This is a genomic window from Prochlorococcus sp. MIT 1307 (assembly GCF_034092395.1).
In the GTDB taxonomy this organism is placed as follows: domain Bacteria; phylum Cyanobacteriota; class Cyanobacteriia; order PCC-6307; family Cyanobiaceae; genus AG-363-K07.
The window spans coordinates 1,267,962-1,287,742 of the sequence record NZ_CP139301.1 but is presented as its reverse complement, the minus strand read 5'-3'; the positions used below and the strand labels follow the sequence as shown (position 1 = coordinate 1,287,742).

Annotated in this window: 16 protein-coding genes; 6 read left to right on the top strand and 10 right to left on the bottom strand. The window is 42.2% G+C overall.

Features of this window, described 5'->3' with window-relative positions:
• Nucleotides 1–12: 12 nt before the first annotated feature.
• The 6 genes from cbiD to mrdA all read left to right on the top strand — a co-directional run bounded on the left by cbiD (nt 13) and on the right by mrdA (nt 7,422).
• Entirely contained in the window at nt 13–1,218 is a 1,206-nt protein-coding gene (gene cbiD / locus SOI82_RS06610) for a cobalt-precorrin-5B (C(1))-methyltransferase CbiD (RefSeq protein WP_320666665.1), read from the top strand.
• Nucleotides 1,219–1,280: 62 nt separating this feature from the next.
• Nucleotides 1,281–2,867 (top strand): glutamine-hydrolyzing GMP synthase, encoded by a 1,587-nt coding sequence (guaA, locus tag SOI82_RS06605; RefSeq protein ID WP_320666664.1) that lies wholly within the window; start codon nt 1,281–1,283, stop codon nt 2,865–2,867.
• 432 nt (nt 2,868–3,299) lie between these two features.
• Nucleotides 3,300–4,385, top strand: a complete 1,086-nt coding sequence (locus SOI82_RS06600; RefSeq protein ID WP_320666663.1) for a tetratricopeptide repeat protein — start codon at nt 3,300–3,302, stop codon at nt 4,383–4,385.
• Nucleotides 4,386–4,567: 182 nt separating this feature from the next.
• Nucleotides 4,568–5,179, top strand: coding sequence for a hypothetical protein (locus SOI82_RS06595; protein WP_320666662.1), 612 nt, complete (start codon nt 4,568–4,570; stop codon nt 5,177–5,179).
• 21 nt (nt 5,180–5,200) lie between these two features.
• The gene (locus tag SOI82_RS06590) at nt 5,201–5,596 is read left to right on the top strand and encodes a hypothetical protein (protein WP_320666661.1); all 396 of its coding nucleotides are present in this window, start codon (nt 5,201–5,203) and stop codon (nt 5,594–5,596) included.
• A gap of 11 nt (nt 5,597–5,607) precedes the next feature.
• Nucleotides 5,608–7,422 carry a penicillin-binding protein 2 gene (gene mrdA / locus SOI82_RS06585; protein WP_320666660.1) on the top strand — a complete coding sequence of 605 codons (1,815 nt, stop codon included), beginning with the start codon at nt 5,608–5,610 and terminating at the stop codon, nt 7,420–7,422.
• Nucleotides 7,423–7,454: 32 nt separating this feature from the next.
• On the opposite strand, the gene SOI82_RS06580 is transcribed toward mrdA, so the two are convergent.
• From SOI82_RS06580 to SOI82_RS06535, 10 genes are all read right to left on the bottom strand, one after another.
• Nucleotides 7,455–7,661: a hypothetical protein gene (locus tag SOI82_RS06580; RefSeq protein ID WP_320666659.1), complete on the bottom strand. Its 207-nt coding sequence runs from the start codon at nt 7,659–7,661 to the stop codon at nt 7,455–7,457.
• Nucleotides 7,662–7,794: 133 nt separating this feature from the next.
• Nucleotides 7,795–8,319 carry an NAD(P)H-dependent oxidoreductase gene (locus SOI82_RS06575; RefSeq protein ID WP_320666658.1) on the bottom strand — a complete coding sequence of 175 codons (525 nt, stop codon included), beginning with the start codon at nt 8,317–8,319 and terminating at the stop codon, nt 7,795–7,797.
• Between the two features lie 48 nt (nt 8,320–8,367).
• Nucleotides 8,368–10,218: a diflavin flavoprotein gene (locus SOI82_RS06570; RefSeq protein ID WP_320666657.1), complete on the bottom strand. Its 1,851-nt coding sequence runs from the start codon at nt 10,216–10,218 to the stop codon at nt 8,368–8,370.
• Nucleotides 10,218–11,993: a diflavin flavoprotein gene (locus SOI82_RS06565; protein ID WP_320666656.1), complete on the bottom strand. Its 1,776-nt coding sequence runs from the start codon at nt 11,991–11,993 to the stop codon at nt 10,218–10,220. Before SOI82_RS06565 ends, SOI82_RS06570 begins: the two co-directional genes overlap by 1 nt.
• Nucleotides 11,994–12,054: 61 nt before the next feature.
• Nucleotides 12,055–13,374, bottom strand: coding sequence for a TRAP transporter large permease subunit (locus SOI82_RS06560; protein ID WP_320668367.1), 1,320 nt, complete (start codon nt 13,372–13,374; stop codon nt 12,055–12,057).
• Between the two features lie 43 nt (nt 13,375–13,417).
• Nucleotides 13,418–13,987 (bottom strand): TRAP transporter small permease subunit, encoded by a 570-nt coding sequence (locus SOI82_RS06555; RefSeq protein WP_320666655.1) that lies wholly within the window; start codon nt 13,985–13,987, stop codon nt 13,418–13,420.
• Nucleotides 13,984–15,096, bottom strand: a complete 1,113-nt coding sequence (locus SOI82_RS06550) for a TRAP transporter substrate-binding protein (protein WP_320666654.1) — start codon at nt 15,094–15,096, stop codon at nt 13,984–13,986. Before SOI82_RS06550 ends, SOI82_RS06555 begins: the two co-directional genes overlap by 4 nt.
• 77 nt (nt 15,097–15,173) lie before the next feature.
• Nucleotides 15,174–15,656 (bottom strand): MEKHLA domain-containing protein, encoded by a 483-nt coding sequence (locus SOI82_RS06545; RefSeq protein WP_320666653.1) that lies wholly within the window; start codon nt 15,654–15,656, stop codon nt 15,174–15,176.
• Nucleotides 15,649–16,548 carry an SWIM zinc finger family protein gene (locus SOI82_RS06540; RefSeq protein ID WP_320666652.1) on the bottom strand — a complete coding sequence of 300 codons (900 nt, stop codon included), beginning with the start codon at nt 16,546–16,548 and terminating at the stop codon, nt 15,649–15,651. Before SOI82_RS06540 ends, SOI82_RS06545 begins: the two co-directional genes overlap by 8 nt.
• Before the next feature lie 4 nt (nt 16,549–16,552).
• The gene (locus tag SOI82_RS06535; RefSeq protein ID WP_320666651.1) at nt 16,553–19,750 is read right to left on the bottom strand and encodes a DEAD/DEAH box helicase; all 3,198 of its coding nucleotides are present in this window, start codon (nt 19,748–19,750) and stop codon (nt 16,553–16,555) included.
• Nucleotides 19,751–19,781: the final 31 nt, after the last annotated feature.

Genomic DNA, 19,781 nt, shown 5'->3' with positions numbered 1-19,781 from the left:
AAGGGATTCATAATGCGTCATCCTAAAAAACTAACTGAGCAGGTTCCTTTTATCGTCAATTTGTCTTCTGGCTCTAGCGGCTTAACTCTGCCTGTATGGGTCACAGCTGCTGCAAAGGCTGCAACTCAAGTGTTGGTTGGTCAGCAGTTCTTGCCATCACTAACTATTGTTTTGCCTGATCGAAAGGAATCATTAACTGTTCCTGTGAGCTCTGCTGCATTAATTGCTGGGGGTAACCAAGCGATTGGCATTAGCTATGCCGATTCTCATAAAGGGCTTGACATAACAAGGAATTTAGAAATTTGGGCATGTGTGAAATTACAGCAAAAGCCTGAAGACACAGATGGATTGCCCGACTCTTTTTCTGATTCGTGGTTAAAGCTTGTTGCAGGTATGGGTGTAGGTAAACATGAGTCCACTGGTGACCTTTGTTTATCTGGCTTTGCACGGGAGTTATTGCATTGCAATTTGCGATCTTTGGTGCCCACTGGGCATACTTTGAGAGTAGAGATTGTTTTTCCCGCAGGGCGTGAGTTAGCAAAACGAACTAGTAATGAGGCTTTTGGAGTGGTTGAGGGCCTTGCACTTATAGGGACACAAGCAGAGGCTCAAATAAGTGCTTCTCCTGAACAATTGCAAAGCACTATCGAGTCACTTCGCTCTAAGTGTGCTGTTTCAAATTTCGCTGACGTTTTCATATTTGTGATTGGGGAAAATGGTTTTGATTTGGCTTTGAAGCTAGGTTTTTCTCCTACACAAATTCTGAAAGTTGGTAATTGGGTGGGACCGCTGTTAATAGTTGCTGCTGAGTCTGGAGTAAAAAAACTTTTGTTATTGGGCTATCACGGCAAGTTGGTAAAGCTTGCAGGTGGAATTTTTCATACACATCATCATTTGGCTGATGGACGATTAGAAGTGCTTACAGCTTTAGCTGTGGCTGAGCGAATTCCATTGCACTTGATTCAATCCATTGGTGAGGCAGCTTCGGTAGAGGCAGCTTTATTGAGTTTGGAATTGACTGAACCAGAATTTGCTCAAAACCTTTGGGACAGGGTTGCATTGGTTGTTGAGCAAAGAAGTAATGCTTATGTTGCTCGTTACGGCTCATGGCCTATGGAGATAGGAGCAGCATTATTTGATCGTCAGCGCCAAATACGATGGGCTGGACCTTGTGGATGTCAACAGCTTGATGTTTTAGGGGTGACTCTCGAGAAGTAGATTTGATTTCTTCTCTAGTCTGAATGTTCTTAAATTTTTATTGAACGCGTTCTTTTGTTCATATGCCTTCTTTCTCTGTGGATACTCAGCGCAAACCGACAATTATCATCCTGGATTTTGGTTCACAGTATTCCGAGCTAATTGCCAGAAGGATCAGGGAAACTGAGGTTTTTTCCTTGGTGATGAGTCACCGAACTTCTGCAAATGAACTGCAGGAATTGTCTCCGAAAGGAATCATTCTTAGTGGGGGACCAAACTCTGTGTATGCCCCAGGAGCGCCGCTTTGTGATCCTTCTATATGGAATTTGGGCATTCCTATTCTTGGAGTTTGTTATGGAATGCAGTTAATGGTCCATCAGTTAGGCGGGGCTGTGGATATTGCTTCGGGGAAAGCAGAATATGGTAAGGCTCCTTTGCAAGTTGATGATTCAACTTCATTGCTAAATAAAGTTGTTAATGGCTCAACTATGTGGATGAGTCATGGAGATGCAGTTAAAGAGTTACCTGAAGGGTTTGTTCGATTAGCACATACAGCCAATACTGCTGAAGCAGCTATTGCTGCTGAAAAGCTGAGACTTTATGGTGTTCAGTTTCATCCTGAGGTAGTGCATTCGACTCATGGCATGACCTTGATTAAAAATTTTGTTTATGAAATTTGTGGTTGTCGGCCAGATTGGACTACAACGACATTTATTGACGAAGCTGTTTCTCAGGTTCGCGCTCAAGTGGGTCAGAAAAGGGTGCTTCTTGCTTTATCAGGGGGAGTTGATTCATCCACCCTAGCTTTTCTCCTTCATAGGGCGATTGGAGATCAGTTAACTTGCATGTTTATCGATCAAGGCTTTATGCGCAAAGGGGAACCTGAGTTCCTTATGCAATTTTTTGATAAACAGTTTCATATTAATGTTGAATATATTAATGCTCGTAAAAGATTTATCAACAAACTTCAAGGCATTACAGACCCTGAAGAGAAGAGAAAGGTTATTGGAGCAGAGTTTATAAGAGTTTTTGAAGAAGAGAGTGTTCGTTTAGGCCCTTTTGATTACCTTGCACAAGGCACTCTTTACCCTGATGTCATTGAGAGTGCGGGTACTAATGTTGACCCTGCTACAGGTGAAAGAGTAGCGGTAAAGATAAAGAGTCACCATAATGTTGGTGGCTTGCCAAAGGATTTACAATTTAAATTAGTAGAGCCACTGAGACGATTATTTAAAGATGAGGTTCGCAAGGTTGGTAGATCTTTAGGTCTTCCAGAGGAAATAGTAAGAAGGCATCCTTTTCCAGGGCCAGGTCTGGCTATACGTATTCTTGGTGAAGTAACGAATCAAAAACTTAATTGTTTAAGAGATGCTGATTTAATTGTTCGAGAGGAAATTCGACAAGCTGGTTTTTATAATGATGTTTGGCAAGCTTTTGCTGTTTTACTACCAGTTTGCTCTGTAGGAGTTATGGGTGATCAACGCACTTATGACTGGCCAATTGTAGTTCGTTGTGTCTCTAGTGAAGATGGAATGACAGCTGACTGGTCTCGTTTGCCTTATGAAACTTTAGAATGCATTTCTAATAGAATAGTCAATGAGGTTGAAGGGGTAAATCGAGTGGTATTAGATATAACAAGTAAGCCGCCAGGTACGATTGAGTGGGAATAAAAGCAATCAATTAATTTTTATTTTCTTGGAGCAAAGAAATTTTCTTTTGGATTGCTTTAGCTATTGCTCGAAGAGCAAAATATCTTCTTTTGTAATGATCTTTTGACTTTTATATAGAATATATTTTCGACCTCTTATCGTTGCTTTTAGAGGAAAGTAATTGTATTGCCAATTCATGCAATTAATTGATTTTTAGGAATGACCTTGCTTGCTTGGCTACAAGTTTAATTAGGAGATTATGACATTGCCAGTATTAATTAATTTGTAAAGCTTGATAAGAGGTATATGTGCTGATGCTGGAAGATAGCGTCCCTGTGCGATAGGAAAATACTTCTACGCTATAGTAGGTAAGCTAATCCCACTCAATCATTAGACTACTAATCTAGAAATCGTTAATGGGAATAGCTTTGAATTATGAGTTAACCGTGTCTATTGAATTGGTTTTTAAAAATGTTTTTATTAAAATCTTCTGTCTTGACGAATAAATATCTTTTCTCTTTCATACTTTTGCTACTTCAAACTTACTGTTCTGTCGCTTATGCGCAGAATGCTTCGTTATATATAAACTCTGGCATTGAAAAAGCAAAGCGAGGTGATTTTAAATCTGCAATTATTGATTTTAATAAGGCAATAAAAGTTGATCCGCAGAATTCCTTTGCTTACTATAATTTAGGTACTGCCAAAGGAAAAGGGATTGGAGATATGGAAGGTGCAATTAATGCTTTTACTAAAGCAATAGAATTAAATCCAACTTATGCTCTAGCATATAATAACCGCGGTAATGCAAAGAAGAAATTAGGTGATTACAAAGGAGCTACTTCTGATTACACTAAGGCAATAGTAATTAACCCTAACTATGAGATTGCTTATTATAATCGAGGTATTATAAAGAAGGATTTAGGTGATTTGAAAGGAGCCAATTATGACTATAATAAGGTTCTGCAGCTTAACCCAACTAATGCACTTGCTTTTGGTAAACTGGCAAATTTAAAGTATGAACTTTTAGATTATAAAGGCGCTATTGCTGATTATACAAATGCATTACAATTAAAACCTAATTATTTCAGCGCTTATCAGAACCGTGGAAATGCTAAGAATAATTTAGGTTATTATCAAGGTGCGATTGATGATTTTAGTGAGTTGATCAGGCTTAACCCTAATAGTGCTATTGCCTATTACAATAGAGGTAGTGTTAGGAGTCAAGCATTATTAGATAATGAAGGTGCGATTGATGACTTTAATCAATCTATAAAATTAAAGCCTGACTATTTTCAATCATATAATAATCGTGCAAATGCTAAAAAAAAATTAGGAGATGTCGATGGTGCAATTGATGACTTTAATAAAGCAATAAGTATCAACCCAAAGTATGCAATTTCTTATTATAATAGAGCTTTAGCGAGGTTAGAGTTAGGAGATAATCTTGGTGCTTGTATTGACTATAAACTTGCTAGGAATTTTTCGAACTTTGATTTGCTTCAATGGATTGACTCGCAAATGAAAAATTGGTGTGAATAATATAAGGATCAAATATTTACTCTCAAAAGGTTTTTCTCACATTAGTAAAAAGATGTTGTTTTATATTTATTTTGAGATGATACCTGTAGATAGGAATTCATTGCTTTTTGTGCTCGGCTAGAGATCAAGGGCTGGTGCAAAAGGGGATAGCTCGATATTCTGGGCCACTGACTTGGATTTCCTTGACCTCTGCTTTAGAACAGGATGTGAAGTTGCAACGTCGTTTGCACCAGGACAGCATCCAGCTTGCAGGTAAAACTATTTATATAAACCCTTTCCTTTATTGGCGGCGGTTTGATACCAATACTGATCGTTGGTTGAGAGAGCCAGGCCAACTTGGTGAGGACCAAATACAGCTAAATCGCAGTCGTTTTTATCCTGAATTGGACTGGAGTGCTTTAGATGAGGAAGAAGGTGCAATTAAGGATGCTTCTGTTGAGATGTTTCTTAAGAGTCTTGAGCTTATTAGCACTTTCAATCCTGAGTTGAGCTCTGGTCAGCTTCTGGAGGTAGAGCGAAAGATGGCTGTTACTAAAAAACGATCTTTTGAGCGGTGGGTTGAAAAATCATTTCGAAGAAGGTGGAATCAAGAATCTAGAGAAAGGAAGCGTTTTGAGAGGGAACGTTTTTGGCGTTCATTAAAGGAATGGGTCTGTCATGAGACAACTCAACAAGCTGTTGTGCCTTTTGTTGCGGTTGTCTTTTTGGCAGGGTTTACTGGCTGGTCATTAGGTGTTTCAAATGTGAATTGTCCACCATTTTTGATGCCTTCCGAGCAAACTGGAGTTAGGTAGATATTTCAGCCTCAGCTTCTGATGGCGGATGATCCAATAGACAAACTTCGTCTTTCTCTTATGCAGGATGTTCTGCCTATTGGAATGGCTATGGTTGAACGGGCCAGGCAGGGTGGTCCCAGCAAGGTTGCTGAAGTTTTTACTGCTTCAGATGCTCCTTTAGCAGATTTAAAAATAGAAGGAGAGCCTGCAGCAAAAATTTTGCGAGAACAATTGGATCAGGTCAGTCCAGGCCTTGGGAACCCTGTTGTGCCTGTAAAGGTTGCTATTGAGGTCACAACAAATCCTCAGAATGAGCAGACGTTGGATCAAGAGTCTTTAATGCAGTTTTTAGACATGATTGAAGATGATATGAATGAACTAGAGCAGTGCCTATTTGAAGATTGTTCTGATACGAAAAACCTTACTTCTGAATAAGGGTCTACTAAATGAAGGAAACTGTTCAGCAGGATGTAAGCAATAATCGAACAATTGGCCTGAGTAATCAGCCAAATGTTTTTGTTCTGCTTTTGCTTATTGTTTTTGGCGCAATGGCAGGACGTCTTTTTTGGTTACAGGTTTTGCAGGGCGCTTTTTATAGAAAGCTTGCAGATGAAAATCGAGTGCGCTTGGTTTCCAGGCCTCCAATTCGTGGCCGTTTATTAGATCGTCAAGGCAAAATATTGGCTGATAGCAAGCTGACATATTCCCTTTCTGTTCAACCAAGACTAGTGACTGACTCAAAATGGCCTTTACTACGTGATCGTCTTTCTGAGCTTCTTCAACTTCCTAAAGAATCTTTAGACACGCGTTTTCGGAGAGGTGTTTGGAATGATCCTTTTAGAATTACTTTGTCTAGAAACCTAAAACCAGAGCAGGTTTTGCGCTTTAAGGAAAGAGATCGCAGCCTTAAAGGTGCTCAGGTGGATGTGGAGTTGGTTCGTTATTACCCACATGGGACGCTCGCCTCTCATGTGTTGGGTTATACCCAACCAATTACTCCACAAGAATTCAAAGTTTTAAATGAGAAAGGTTATGAAATATCAGACCGGATTGGAAGAACTGGGGTAGAGGCAGCTTATGAAGAGATTCTTCGAGGGAAATGGGGAGGAGAGATGCTGGAAGTTAATGCTTCTGGCAATGTTCAGCGGAGTCTTGGTTTTAAATCTCCAAAAGCAGGTAAGGATCTTGTTTTGACAATTGATTTGGGCTTGCAATTGGCAGCTGAAGAGGCCTTGGCTGATAAGTCTGCTGGAGCAGTAGTCGTACTTGATCCACGTACAGGAGCTATTCGTGCTATGGCAAGTAGGCCAACTTTTGATCCTAACTTCTTTTCAAAACCTTTTACGCCTCAAAAGGAATATGACGAACTTTTTTTGTCGCCATCCATGCCTTTATTTAGTAGGGCAATTAATGCTTATGACCCTGGCAGTACTTGGAAACCTGTCACAGCAATGGCTGGTATGGAAAGCGGGAAGTTTCCATCTGATGTTCGTTTGAAGACGTCGCCTTGTATTAAATATGGTAGTCATTGCTTTCCTGAGCATAATCGTAAAGGGTATGGATGGATTGGATATGAGGATGCTTTGCGTTTTTCAAGCAATACTTTTTTTTATCAAGTAGGTGTAGGTGTAGGTGCAAGGGCTTTATATAACGCGGCTACTGCATTAGGGTTTGATGCTCTTACGGGTATTGAAATTGGTTATGAAGAAAGCAAAGGTATTGTTGGTAATAAGGAATGGGCGGCAAAAGGTCGTGGGTGGGGTAGACCTGGTCAAACCCCTTGGATTCCAGAAGATATAGCCAGTGCGTCTATAGGCCAAGCTGTTGTGCAAATTACACCTTTGCAACTTGCACGTGCCTATGCAGTTTTTGCGAATGGTGGTTATTTGGTTACTCCTCATTTGGCAGATTTAGATATTGATTGGACTTCTTCTAAGCATCGTAAGAAAGTGAATATTCAACCTACAACTTTGGAGACATTACGTCGTGGCCTTAGAAAAGTTGTAGAGGCAGGAACTGCCTCTACTCTCAATTTACGTTTGCCCAATCTTCCTCCAGTAGCTGGAAAAACTGGGACCGCTGAAGATAGTACTGGTGGTTCGGATCATGCTTGGTTCGTATGTTTTGTTCCATATCAAGCAACTGAGATAGTCATTGTTGCTTTTGCCCAAAATACTCCTGGTGGAGGCTCTGTTCACGCTTTGCCAATGGCGCTCAAGGTGCTTGAGGCATGGAACCAAAATCGTGCCATTCCCAGATGATATACGTTAGCTTGGCTTTCCTTATCTAAGCTTTAAGCGGCTTGAGGTATATCGATTGTTTGGGATAGTTTTTTTTCTAATATCTCTTTTACTTCTGCGAGTGAACAATTATGTGTTCTAAATGGAAGCAATAACATTGGGCTTCTTTCTGGTCTTACTAGCCATGTTTTGTTGGGTTGTTTGAGGAGTAGAAATCCTCGATAACGAAACACAACGTTCTTAGAGGGTTGAAATCCCATTTCAGAGGGGACTTGAATTATTCATGTAAACATTACATAACACTATATGTAGTGTTTGGCCACTATATATAGTGTTTGTAACGTCTAGTTTGTTTATTTGAAATTAAAATTTGCGGCAGTTCTTTCTGAGTTTTTAAAGTTGTAGTGGTTTCATTTGCAAAAGACGATGCAATAGGTCTTCTATTGACTCATCTTGGGCTGGTTTGTTGTTATTGCTCATTAGTTGACGTCCAACGACTTGTGCCCCTAAATGTGTGAGTTGTATTCGTAGTGAGAGTAATAATTCCATGCCACCACCTCCAGAAAAACTGGCCATAGCAATTGGTCTTCCATTAAATAAATTTCTAAAGTCGTCTCCTTGTACTGAGAGCCAGGCGAGAGCGCTTGTAAAAACTGGCGGAATAGATCCGTTGTATTCAGGTGCACATATGACCCAATGTGAGATACCCTCCATTTGATTAGATAATGATTTTGCTACAGGAGGAATTCCTTCTTGTGCATGAGTGCGGGGATTGTAAAGAGGCAGATCGAGGGTGGTTAGGTCAAGTAGTTCTGTCGTAGCCCCGAGCTTTCTCCCTGTTTGGATAAATCGTTGGGCCAGCTGTAGATTTTCGCCATTACTTGCTGTGATAACTAGGAGTTTTGTTGGAGAGCTCATTGGGATTTCTATTAAGATAATTGTGCAGGAAAAGTTGAGTTTGGAGTATTAATAATTGGCTCCACTGCGCCTTTGATGCACTGCTGTAATTCCTTGTAAATCTATAACCTTGCCATTAGTGATCTCTGCATAAATTAGCCAATGATCGCCACATTCCATGCGCTGTTTTACCGAGCCTTCTAGCCAAGCTAATGCGTCTGGGAGTATTGGCTGCCCTTGAGGACTGTTCTCGACATTTATATCTGCAAATCGGTCTGCACCAGGTGGAAAAGGCTGTAAGAATTTTTTCATGATTGAGGTATGTCGTCCTTGGGCAAGCACATTAAGCGTGAAAATATCTCCACTATGAAGCAGGCTCCCTACAGCTCGATCTTTGGCTACAGCAATACTTAGGCCTGGCGGATTAAAACTGGCCTGGCTGACCCAACTTGCGACCATGGCTCCACTTAATTGTTCTTCTTTATGTCCCTTTCGAGTAGTTAATACACTTAATGATCCAACGATTCTGCCTAGAGCGAGTATTGCAGGATCACTCCGACTTGTAGTCATACCACCAGTGGCACGACGTTGTTGACGCTTTTGTGTGTTAAGAAGGCCTCTACCAAACAGTGATCCTGTTTCTTCCAGGGTTTTGACCATTGCGGTATCTGGGCTGAATTTGATTTTGATTGGCGCAAACCCAAACTTGAAGCCTCCATTGCGAAGTTTGTTTTCTAGAAGATCCAAAGCTTCGCCACTCCATCCATAACTTCCAAAAATTCCTACAGGTTTTTCTCTATCTCCTTCTGCTAATAAAGCACCCAGGGCTGAGACGATCGGAGTGGGGGCGTGTCCTCCGAGTGTTGGAGAGCCAATGAGATATGCGTCAGCTTCTTGGATCGCCTGGTTTAGCTCCTCTGGGGAAATAAATTCACAATTTAGGCTTTCGACACGTACTCCAGTTTTGGCAATTCCATTGGCTAGTGCGTCAGCAATGGCTGCAGTATTACCATATGCGCTGGCGAATAATAAAATTACTTTGATTGAAGCTTGTTGTTGCCCTTCTCCCCATCTACGGTAGTCGTTAAGTAGGCTACGCCAACTTGTTTCTATCGTTGGCCCATGACCAGGTGCAATACTTTTGATATCTAGTTCTTCAAGTCTGTCCACAATAGAAGTTACTTGATTTTGCATAGGTGCCATCAAACAGTCATAGAAGTGACGTCGCTCTTCTTCAGTACTACTCCTGTTCGATTCTTCCCATTTTGGCGTACATATATGAGCAGCAAAGAGCTTGTCGCTCATTAATAAACCGAGCTGTTCTTCGAATGCCAGTAGACCTCCTGGCCAATGGGGTGTAGGTGCTGGTATCAGTTTGAGTTGGTAATTGTGATTGATATTTATTGTTTCTTCTTGCCTGACAATGTGGAGTATTGGGAATGGGGGACCTAATGAATCATTCTCCTGTTGTTTTCCAGGTGGTATAGGTTTGCGTTGATTCCAGAGTTCTTTTAGTAATTTTGCAGCTGGATTTGAACTGATTAATTGAAGATTTGGGTAAATTTCTTTTAATTGTTTGAGGAGTTTTACCCTGTTGGGATTGACATGGCCAACTATGACTTTTAATTGGCTGTTGTTATCCTTTAGGGCATTAGCAAGTGCTGGCAAGAATACTTGAGAATAGATCGCTCCTGGTGGATGCACCAGTATTGCAATTTGGTGATCTGTTTTGGATTTTTTGTCGCTAGTAAAAAGGAAGCTGTTGTCTGTGCTACCTCTTTCAAGTCCATATTCAAGTTCAAAACGTAAGCGTTTGGGGCTTAAGCCTCGAAGGCTTACTAGCCCTTCCTCTATAGGAATACTTACTAGCTGTAGCATGTCTGCTTGATTATCAGACTCTTGGCGAATAGGACTTTTCATTAGTAGTGATTACCAACCTTTCGATGATGTACAGCTGTATTAGCTTCTGTGTCTGCCACACTTCCTTCCTCGACAATTGCGTAAATGATCCAGTGATCTGGACCTTCCAGGCGTTGTGCAACCTGACAACCTAGAAAAGCTAATGCGTCTGACAGGACTGGACCGCCTTGAGCAACATCTGTCAAAATATTGACCCCAGCAAAGCGATCGGCTCCAGGTGGAAAGCGTTTTAGAAAATGTCGGAGTAGAGGTTGATAGTTGTCTTCTTTTAAAATATTGATGACAAAACGATCACCGACTTGCATCAAAGTTTCTATCGCTCTGTCTTTTGCAACAGCAACAGTTAGTCCAGGTGGTTTGAAACTGGCTTGGCTAACCCAACTCGCAATCATTGCACTACTTCTTTTAGTTGTTCCTTCTTCTTGGCTAGCTGTTACTACATAGAGCCCACCACTTAAACGGCCCAAAGCTTTATCTAGATCGCCATCTAGGCTTTTCATTGCGGCAATACTTTGTTTCTTATTGAGCAATTGACCTAGATCAGTTCCTGCTTCTTCGAAGCGTTGGAAAGTATTACCATCTGGGATTGTTTTGACTCGTAAAGGAGAGAATGCTTCTTTTTGGCCTAGTTTTCTTAGTTGACTTGCCAAAGTATCTATAGGCTCATCGTTACCTCCAAACGAGTCGTAAAGCGCTATCCATTGTTTTTGCTTTAAGGCCGCAAGGAGGGTTCCGATTGAACTTCGTAATTCTGGATTTACTTCGTTTGGCCATGTTGGCACTACAACTGCGTCAGCTGCACTGATGAGAGCACTGAGTTCCTGAACATCAGTTGCGCGTAGATCTACGAGTTGCACATGTGCATCTGCTTTGCTAATTCCGTGTGCAATTGCTTGGCTAAGTCGATCGCAAAATCCGTATTGACTTAGATAGCAAACGGCTGCATACCGTTCACCTTTACTTCGTTGGTTACTCCATTCACGATAATTATTTGTCCATAGGCTTATGTGATGATGCAAGAGTGGGCCATGGCCTACTGCGATTGTGTTAATCGTGGGCAATGTTTCTATGCGCTTTAACGCCTGTAAGACGCTGCGTGCATTTGGCCCCATTAGGCAGTCATAATAGAAACGAAAATCTGAGGCAATTGCTTCTGGCTCATCGTCATATAGATGATCCGAGCAATAATGAAGCCCAAATGCATCACACGTATAGAGAATGCCAGTTCCGTGATCGAATGAAAAAATTGTATCTGGCCAGTGAAGATTGGGTGTGTTGAAGAACTCAAAGCTGTGATCAACTCCGCTCAATGGGTTGATACCAAGATCAAGCTTATTACCATTTTTGATAGTTATTGATTTAAAAGGTCTGTGTATTTGATTTTTAAGGAATTGTATTGCTACTTTTGAAGCTACAATTTCGATTTCAGGATTTAGATTAAGTACATCGCTTATTAGGCCTGAATGGTCAGGTTCTGTATGACTAACTATTAGATAATCGATTTCTTTTGGATTAATTGTCTCTTTTAGTCGATCAAGCCATTTGCTTCGGAATTTGCTGTGACTGGTATCTATGAGTGCTGTTTTGGTTCCTTTGATCACAAAGCTGTTGTAAGTCGTTCCATTGCGGAGACCAAATTCAATATCGAAACGACTGCGGTCCCAGTCAAGTGATCTGATTGCACTAGTGTCTTTGCCAATGATTTTGCATTGCAAAGACAACCTGGCTACTTGGGTTTTTGTTGTAACCGTGGCAATGGATTCATTCGCTGCCATGGGATCCTGTTACCAATAGTGAGACTTTAAGAAAGAGATTTTGCAAAATGAAGGTGATTGCTTAAGACCAAGACAAACTTGGAAGCCAGTTCACAAGAGCTGGAGCAACTATTATTAAGCATAAAATGCCAATTTGAATTGCTACGAATGGTAGCGCCCCCATATATATTTCTTTAGTTGTAATCGATTTCGGTGCCACTCCTCGCAAATAAAAAAGAGCGAAGCCAAAAGGAGGAGTTAGAAATGATGTTTGGAGGTTTGCTCCGATGACTACACCTAGCCAAAGGAGAGCATCTGGTCCAAGGAGTTGACGCGCCGCAGGCAGGAGTAGTGGAACAGCAATAAAGGCAATTTCGAAGAAGTCAATAAAAAAGCCCAAAAAGAAAATAATGAGCATGCTGAATGCCATGAAACCGACTTTTCCCCCTGGAAGGTTGAGTAAAACGTTTGCGATTAGTTCATCGCCTCCTAAACCTCGGAAAACCAAACTAAATGCAGTTGACCCAAGTAAAATTGCCATAACCATTGATGTCGTTTTCAGGGTTTCGTCACACACTTTGGAGAGGGCTGTTCGACTGAAACCTCTGTGTATTGCAGCTAAGACAATTGCTCCAATTGCACCTAATGTTCCTGCTTCTGTGGGCGTTGCGATCCCGAAAAAGATGCTTCCAAGGACCACCATGATTAGGCCCAATGGTGGAATCATTATTTGTACAAGCTTTATAAGTTCAATTGGCGCAAGATCTATTGAACGTTCTTGGGGAGCAAGTTCTGGCTTAAGAACACTAATTATGATTACGTAAACTGCAAATGCGCTGGCCATTAATATTCCTGGGATCAGAGAACCGAGAAATAAATCTCCAACTGAAACTCCGAGTTGGTCTCCAAGTACCACTAGCACAATGCTTGGTGGAATAATTTGTCCCAGTGTTCCTGATGCTGCAATAACACCGGTTGCTAGAGAGCGGTCATAGCCTGCTCGTAACATTGCAGGAAGAGAAATTAGCCCCATAGTTGTTACGGTTGCTGCAACGACGCCTGTCGTTGCAGCAAGTAATGATCCAACGAGCACAACGGCAAGGGCTAAGCCTCCACGGAGCCTCCCTAAGATTTTGCCCATACTTTCTAGTAGTCGTTCCGCGATGCCTGAGGTTTCGAGCATCGCTCCCATGAAGATAAAGGCCGGGATAGCAAGCAATGTGAAGTTGGCCATGATCCCCATTATTCTTTGTGGCATGGCAGTGACAAAAATGGGGTCGATTACACCGAGTGCCATCCCAAATAATGAGAAGATCACTGCAATGCCACCTAAACAGAAAGCCACTGGAAAACCACTTAATAGGACGACTACTAGTGCCAGAAACATTCCTGGTCCAAGCATTACTGTTAGATTTAGACTGATTACATAACCAAGTAGTTCAATTTCAATCAAGATAATTCTCCTTATTTATGTTGTCTGGCGGTGTAGTTCTCGAAGATGAGTTTTTGACTTTTCCCCAGTTTTGAATTGCTTCTGAAAATCCTTGTAGAGCTAATAAAAGAAAGCCTATGGGAATCAGAGTTTTTACCCAATAGCGAGGCAGTCCATTTGGATCAGGTGAGACTTCAGCAATACTCCAAGAATGAAGGGTGGGTTCAATAGATATAGCCATGATTCCAAGTGCAAAAGGTAACAGCAGAAGCAGAGTACCTAATAGTTCGATTTTTGCTTTTCGTCGTTCACTCCAACGTCCTTGCAGTACGTCTACTCTTACATGCCCTTGATTTTGTAATGTCCATCCTAATCCCAACAAGAAAGCCAAATCAAATAAATACCATTGCGCTTCTATGAGTCTGTTTGAGCTTAGATTGTGACCTATAGCTACACCTACATACCGACCAATTACATTCCAAAGGCCTAATCCAAGCATTAAGAATATGGACCAACGTGCAATTACTGCAACCTTCTTGTTGAGATTGTCTATCCGCGTGCTAAAGGCTAGCCATTGTTTCATCTTTCTGTATAACTAAAGCTTGACAATGAAAATTCATTGACTTTGTTCCATGAGGAAACTTCCTTACGGAATTTTTGCCATTCGTTAAAGAGCAAACGAAAGCTTGGATTTTTTGCAGAGAGGTCTGCATATAGTTGGAAGGATGCCTCTTCCGCAGCCTGAAGAATTTTTTGTTCATAGGGAACTAGTTCAGTTCCACTTTTAAGAAGTCGTTGAAGGGCAGCACCATTGAGAGTATCGTAACGGCTCAGCATAGTTAGGTTTGCTTCGTAGCAAGCTGTGGTGAAAATTGCTTTGTATTCACTAGGCAACTTGTTCCAAGCTTTTTGGTTTACTAGAGCATTGAGAGTTGGTCCCGGTTCCCACCATCCCGGGTAGTAATAGAAACGAGCTGCTCGCGCAAAACCAAGTCTTTCATCGTCATAGGGACCTGTCCATTCAGCTGCGTCAATTGCTCCACGATCAAGTGCTAGATATACCTCACCCCCTGGCAAAACTTGAACATTTACACCTAACTCAGCCATTACTTCACCACCAAGTCCTGGGATACGCATTTTGAGTCCTTGTAGCGATTGGAGGCCTTCAAGTTTTTGTTTAAACCAGCCTCCCATTTGTGCTCCTGTGTTTCCAGCTGGAAAACTGATTACCCCAAAATCGGCAAATATTTGATTCATTGCTTCTATGCCACCTGCTTCATAAAGCCAGGCATTTTGTTGTTGTGCAGTGAGACCAAATGGTACGGAAGTTCCAAAAGCAAAAGACGGATTTTTCCCTTTGTAGTAGTAACTGGCAGTATGACCACATTCCACTGAACCAGTTTGTACGGCATCTAGTACCTCTAGGCCAGGAACTATTTCGCCTGCAGCATAAGGTTTGATTTGGAAGTTCCCACCGCTTAATGCATTAACTCTTTCGCTGATGGTTTCGGCGCCACCATAGATTGTGTCTAGTGAAATCGGCCAGCTAGTTGCCATGCGCCATCTGGTTTGGGGTAAAGAGATGGCGTTTTTTGGGCTTTCTTGACGAATTGTGCAAGAGCTGAGGAAACCTGTACCTACTGCTGCAGTAAGGGCAGTAGCACTAGTTGCAAGTAGTTTTCTACGTTGCATGATCTATTAATTTGAACAGACTCTTCTCTATTTAAGTTCTGATTTGCCCAAAGAAGGGATTTTCTTTTAGTTGTTTTTTAGATTTTCTGCCACCAATCGAAGGTTGCGGCTTGACCACGGAGTTCACCATTTTCGTCAAAAATTGTCCATATACGTGCATTTTTTATCATGAAAACTTCGCCTTTACTGTTAATTCTGATGCCTTCATAATCTTTGACCGCATGTTTTGTAATTGCCTTATTTAAGGCATATTGTCGTTCTTCACGCTCTTCTATTGGGGCTGTTAGTCGAGAAGGCATGCCGATCATTTCGTCCCAACCTCTACCCCATAGTTGTAGCGCTGCAGCATTTGCATAATTTAAACAAGGATCTTTCTCATTGTTATGTGCGATGACAGGCTCTTTTAGAGCAAACAATATCTTGGCTTGTTGTAGCTGTGAACTCAACTCTTCAGGAGAGTTTAATAAACTTTGTTTAAAGGCATTTTGATATGAGGTTAATAGTAGATGTATCACCCTTAATGTCTTTTTTGTATGCCATGGGGCTTGAGCTTTATTCACCGGTTGCCATTGCTTGAAGCATTGCTTGCTGCGCGATTTTTGCACCTTGCTTATGTAAGTGATTAAGGAAGGTTTTGCGAGCTTCAGGGAAAAGTGGTTCCTCTGCAAGAGGGAGTTCTCCTGCGGCATCTAGGCCAGTTTCTCCATCCATTGCTGGTGTGATTACGACTAGATCGGAATTGAGACTGCCTTCATACTTCCACCAAAGACTTGGGTCTATTACGGCTGGATGAGGCGAGCTAGGAGTCTCATCGTTGTCATTTATTTTCTTACTCTTTGCATTCTCTTTTTCATTGGCTTTTGTGATATTTGCGAGTACCTCTAGACGTTGTTCTGCTAAGTCTTGCAGTAATTTTGTTCTGGTGCGTCCTCGTAATTGAAATAGAACAAAGGGATCTTCGCTGAAGCGATCTCCCATAAGGAAATAGATAGCACTGATATGTTTACAGGGATTAGCTTTATCAGGGCAATTACATTCACTACGAACTTCTTGTAGCTTGAAGGGGAATAAGCGACGTCCACTTGCAGCGAAAGCTCTTTCTATATCTGCTGGCATAATTCCTGCTAATAATTGGGCAGACCAACGTGCTTTTTGGGTTAGGGCTTCAAGAACGTAGCTCCAATCTTCGTCATTTAGAACGTCAAGCCAGAGTTTGACTTTGTATGGGTCTTCTTCAGTCCCTTGAACTCTTGCATGGACTCTTCGGCCCTCGAAACGGATCGAGGTTACGTTCCCTTCTCTCGCGTAAGTCCATGCTCTTTCGAGTCGTTTTTTAAACCTATACGAATTAATAAGTTCCATCCATTGTTCAACCCACCAGGGTTGTTGCCCTAGACCTTTTTCACTGAGGGCAGTTGTAATTTCTGAATTGTTGATGGACGAATTTGCCATGAAATTAATTGTCTTCTAATTGGACTAATTCACGCAATTCACTAACACCTAGACTTCCAAGCCAATCTTCACCAGAACCAATAATGTCTTCGGCTAGTCGAGACTTTTCTCGAATCATTTGATCAATTTTTTCCTCAACAGATCCGCTTGTAATAAATTTGTGAACCATGACTCTATTTTCCTGACCTATACGGTAGGCACGATCTGTTGCTTGATTTTCCACGGCAGGATTCCACCACCGATCTATGTGAAAAACGTGACTGGCTCGTGTGAGGTTAAGACCTATGCCTCCAGCTTTCAGAGAAAGTAAGAAAATTTGTGGTCCACGAGGATCTTCTTGGAATCGATCGACCATTGCTTGTCGCTCAGTTTTGGTGGTACTGCCGTGTAAAAAGGGGACATCAAAAAGCCATCTTTGCTGGAGATATGCTTGTAGTAGATGTCCCCACTCTGCAAATTGGGTAAATAGCAGTGCTCGATCACCTGCTTCGATAACTTCTTCCAAAATTTCTTCAAGTCTTTGAAGCTTGGCTGAGCGTGTTATAAAACCTTCTTCAACAATTTTCTCTTTAAGTGCTAAGGCAGGATGATTACAGATTTGCTTTAGACGTGTGAGTAGTCCAAGCACTTTGCCATGACGTTGACCTCTTGGAGCTTTTGCAATTGCATCTAGGGTGTCTTCAACTGTTTTGCGATAGAGACTTTGTTGTTCTTTGCTAAGACCTACCCATTCACTCAGTTCCACTTTTTCTGGAAGATCTGAGATGATTGCCTTGTCTGTTTTAAGTCTACGAAGGAGAAAAGGACTTACACGAGCTTTTAGATCTTTTAATGAAGACATGTCCCCATATCGCTCAATTGGTAGGCGATAGCGTTGACGAAAAAAGTCTTCTTCTCCAAGAACTCTAGGGTTAAGAAAATCCATGAGTGCCCATAACTCACTAACTCGATTTTCTACAGGTGTACCTGTTAAGGCGATTCTGAAACGGTTGCTTTTAGCAGCTCTTGCAATATCACGTGTTGCTTGACTTTGCTTTGCCTGAGGATTTTTTATGGCTTGAGCTTCATCGATTACCACTCCTTGCCAATCGACTGTTTCAAGTAGCTCACTATCTCGTTGCATGAGGCCATAGCTTGTTAAGACTAGGTCTATATTTTTTAGTGCTTGTTTGAGCTGAGGGTTAGTAGTAGGTCGTTTCGGTCCATAGTGTTCACGAACTTGTAGGTCTGGAGTGAATGCATGAGCTTCTCTTTTCCAATTTGTTAGTACAGAAGTTGGAGCAACAAGTAATACTGGTCGCTTGAGTTCTTGCTCGGCTTTCAGATGTTGTAAGAATGCAAGTAGTTGGATGGTTTTACCCAGACCCATATCGTCGGCCAAACATGCACCTTGATCGAATCGATGAAGAAAAGCTAACCATCCCAACCCTCGCTCTTGGTAAGGTCTTAATTGACCACTAAATCCATCTGGTGCAGGTAACGGATCGGGAGCTTTTTTTTGGTGATATTGCTCTAAGACTCCTTGAAGTCTTGGTCCAGACTCAAAGCGATGCACAGGAAGTTTCATCAGCGTATTACCTTCAGTTGCTGTAAGTCGCAGTGCATCATCGAGACTTAGTTCTGTATTACTACTGCAAAAGCGCTCTGCATTTTTTAGATCATTTGGCCGCAATTCAATCCAGGCGCCTTTGTGTAGTACAAGTGGACTTCGCTTGCCAGCCAGTCGCTCTAGTTCATGGAGAGTTAAAGTCACACCTCCAATCATTAGCTCCCATTTCCAGTCAAGGCTTTCACCAAGAGTGAAACCGCGTGAGGTCTCAGAAAGTTCTGCCTTAATTGCTAACCCAAGTCGACTTGCTAATCCACCTGAGAGGCTTTGTGGTAGCTCTACACCTACTCCAACATCACGCAGTTGAGACGCAGCGGTTCGTACCAGTACAAAAGCCTCTGCTGGAGATAGTTGCATTGAATTTGGTGTCGCGCTCTCAAGACCTCTTTCAATTGGTTCAAAAACAGTGAGTGCGCGCCCTAAACCTTCTAAAAGGACTTCACCAGGATGCTCTACTCGAATTTCTCCAAGTTGAAGAACTTGTGAGCCAGCTCCCCAGGCTGTGGCTGCAGGTACTTTGAGCGTTGGGTCTGCTTCAGCTTGTAATGCGAAGCGTAATTCCCAGAGATCTTCACCTTTAGAAGGTGTAAACAATTCCAGACAAGCTCTGGCTGCAGCAACATTTCCTGCCACCCCTTCTCGCCAGTGACTACTTGCTGTGGCTAGGCGCTTGGCTTCTTCATCGGGGAGTGTAATAACACCTGTCTCTGATGCAAGCGCTTCCTGCCAAGTAGCAAGTAATGGGTCAAGGTTCGGCGCATTGGCTTCAAAATCTTTTCTTAGTTGTGCATCTACGAGTTCTTCTAAAAGATTTGCCACTCGAAGACGACCACTGCGAGGTCTGCATGAGGCAATTGGATTGGCGGCTCTCATTGCCTCTGGTCTGAGTCGGGTTGTTCGATTGCTTCTTTTACCAGTTGGTTCTCGCCATGGAAGGGCACAAGTTGCGACGAGAGGAAGCCGTGCTGCCAGCTCTTCTAATCTGCGTCTATCATCTTCACGATTTAATAGTGGCACCCATCTAGCGCGATGGGGATAGCCTTCACCTCTACTTAGTTCAACTTGTGGTAGCCAACGTTCACGGGCAATGAGACTAAGAGCCCATCGTTGCAAATGGCTCCACCATCTTAGTTCTTCACCTAGATCTGGATGACGTCCGGATAGAGGAAGTTTTGCAAGCCAGGCTGTGGCTTCAGCAGGCTCTATAGCTAAGCCTTGTACTTGCCAGGGCCACCATTCACATTGCTTAGGAATAGGTTCTCCTGCTTGCAAGGGTAGACCAGTCCATTGTGGTTCGCTTATGCTTTCTTTTGCTTTTTGGGTTGTCTTTCCTTTGCCTTTGAATTTCAGAGCTCTACTTGGAAGAGTTAGACACGCAGTTGCATCAATAATGCCCGCTGGCAACAAATCTTTTTCATTCAGCCATGTTCGCAGATTTTCCGGCGTAAGGGTAAAAGGATGTAGCGCTGGAGTTGCGTTTGGACCTGCTGGAGTTGCAACTTGCCATTTATCTGCCCACACAAGAAGTGCTGGCCGACCTGAGCTGGTCGGGGTTCTAATGGCTGGAAGCCAGGTAGCGTGCAGCAGGCTCATGGCCGCGACGCAAAATTCATGACTTGGGTCT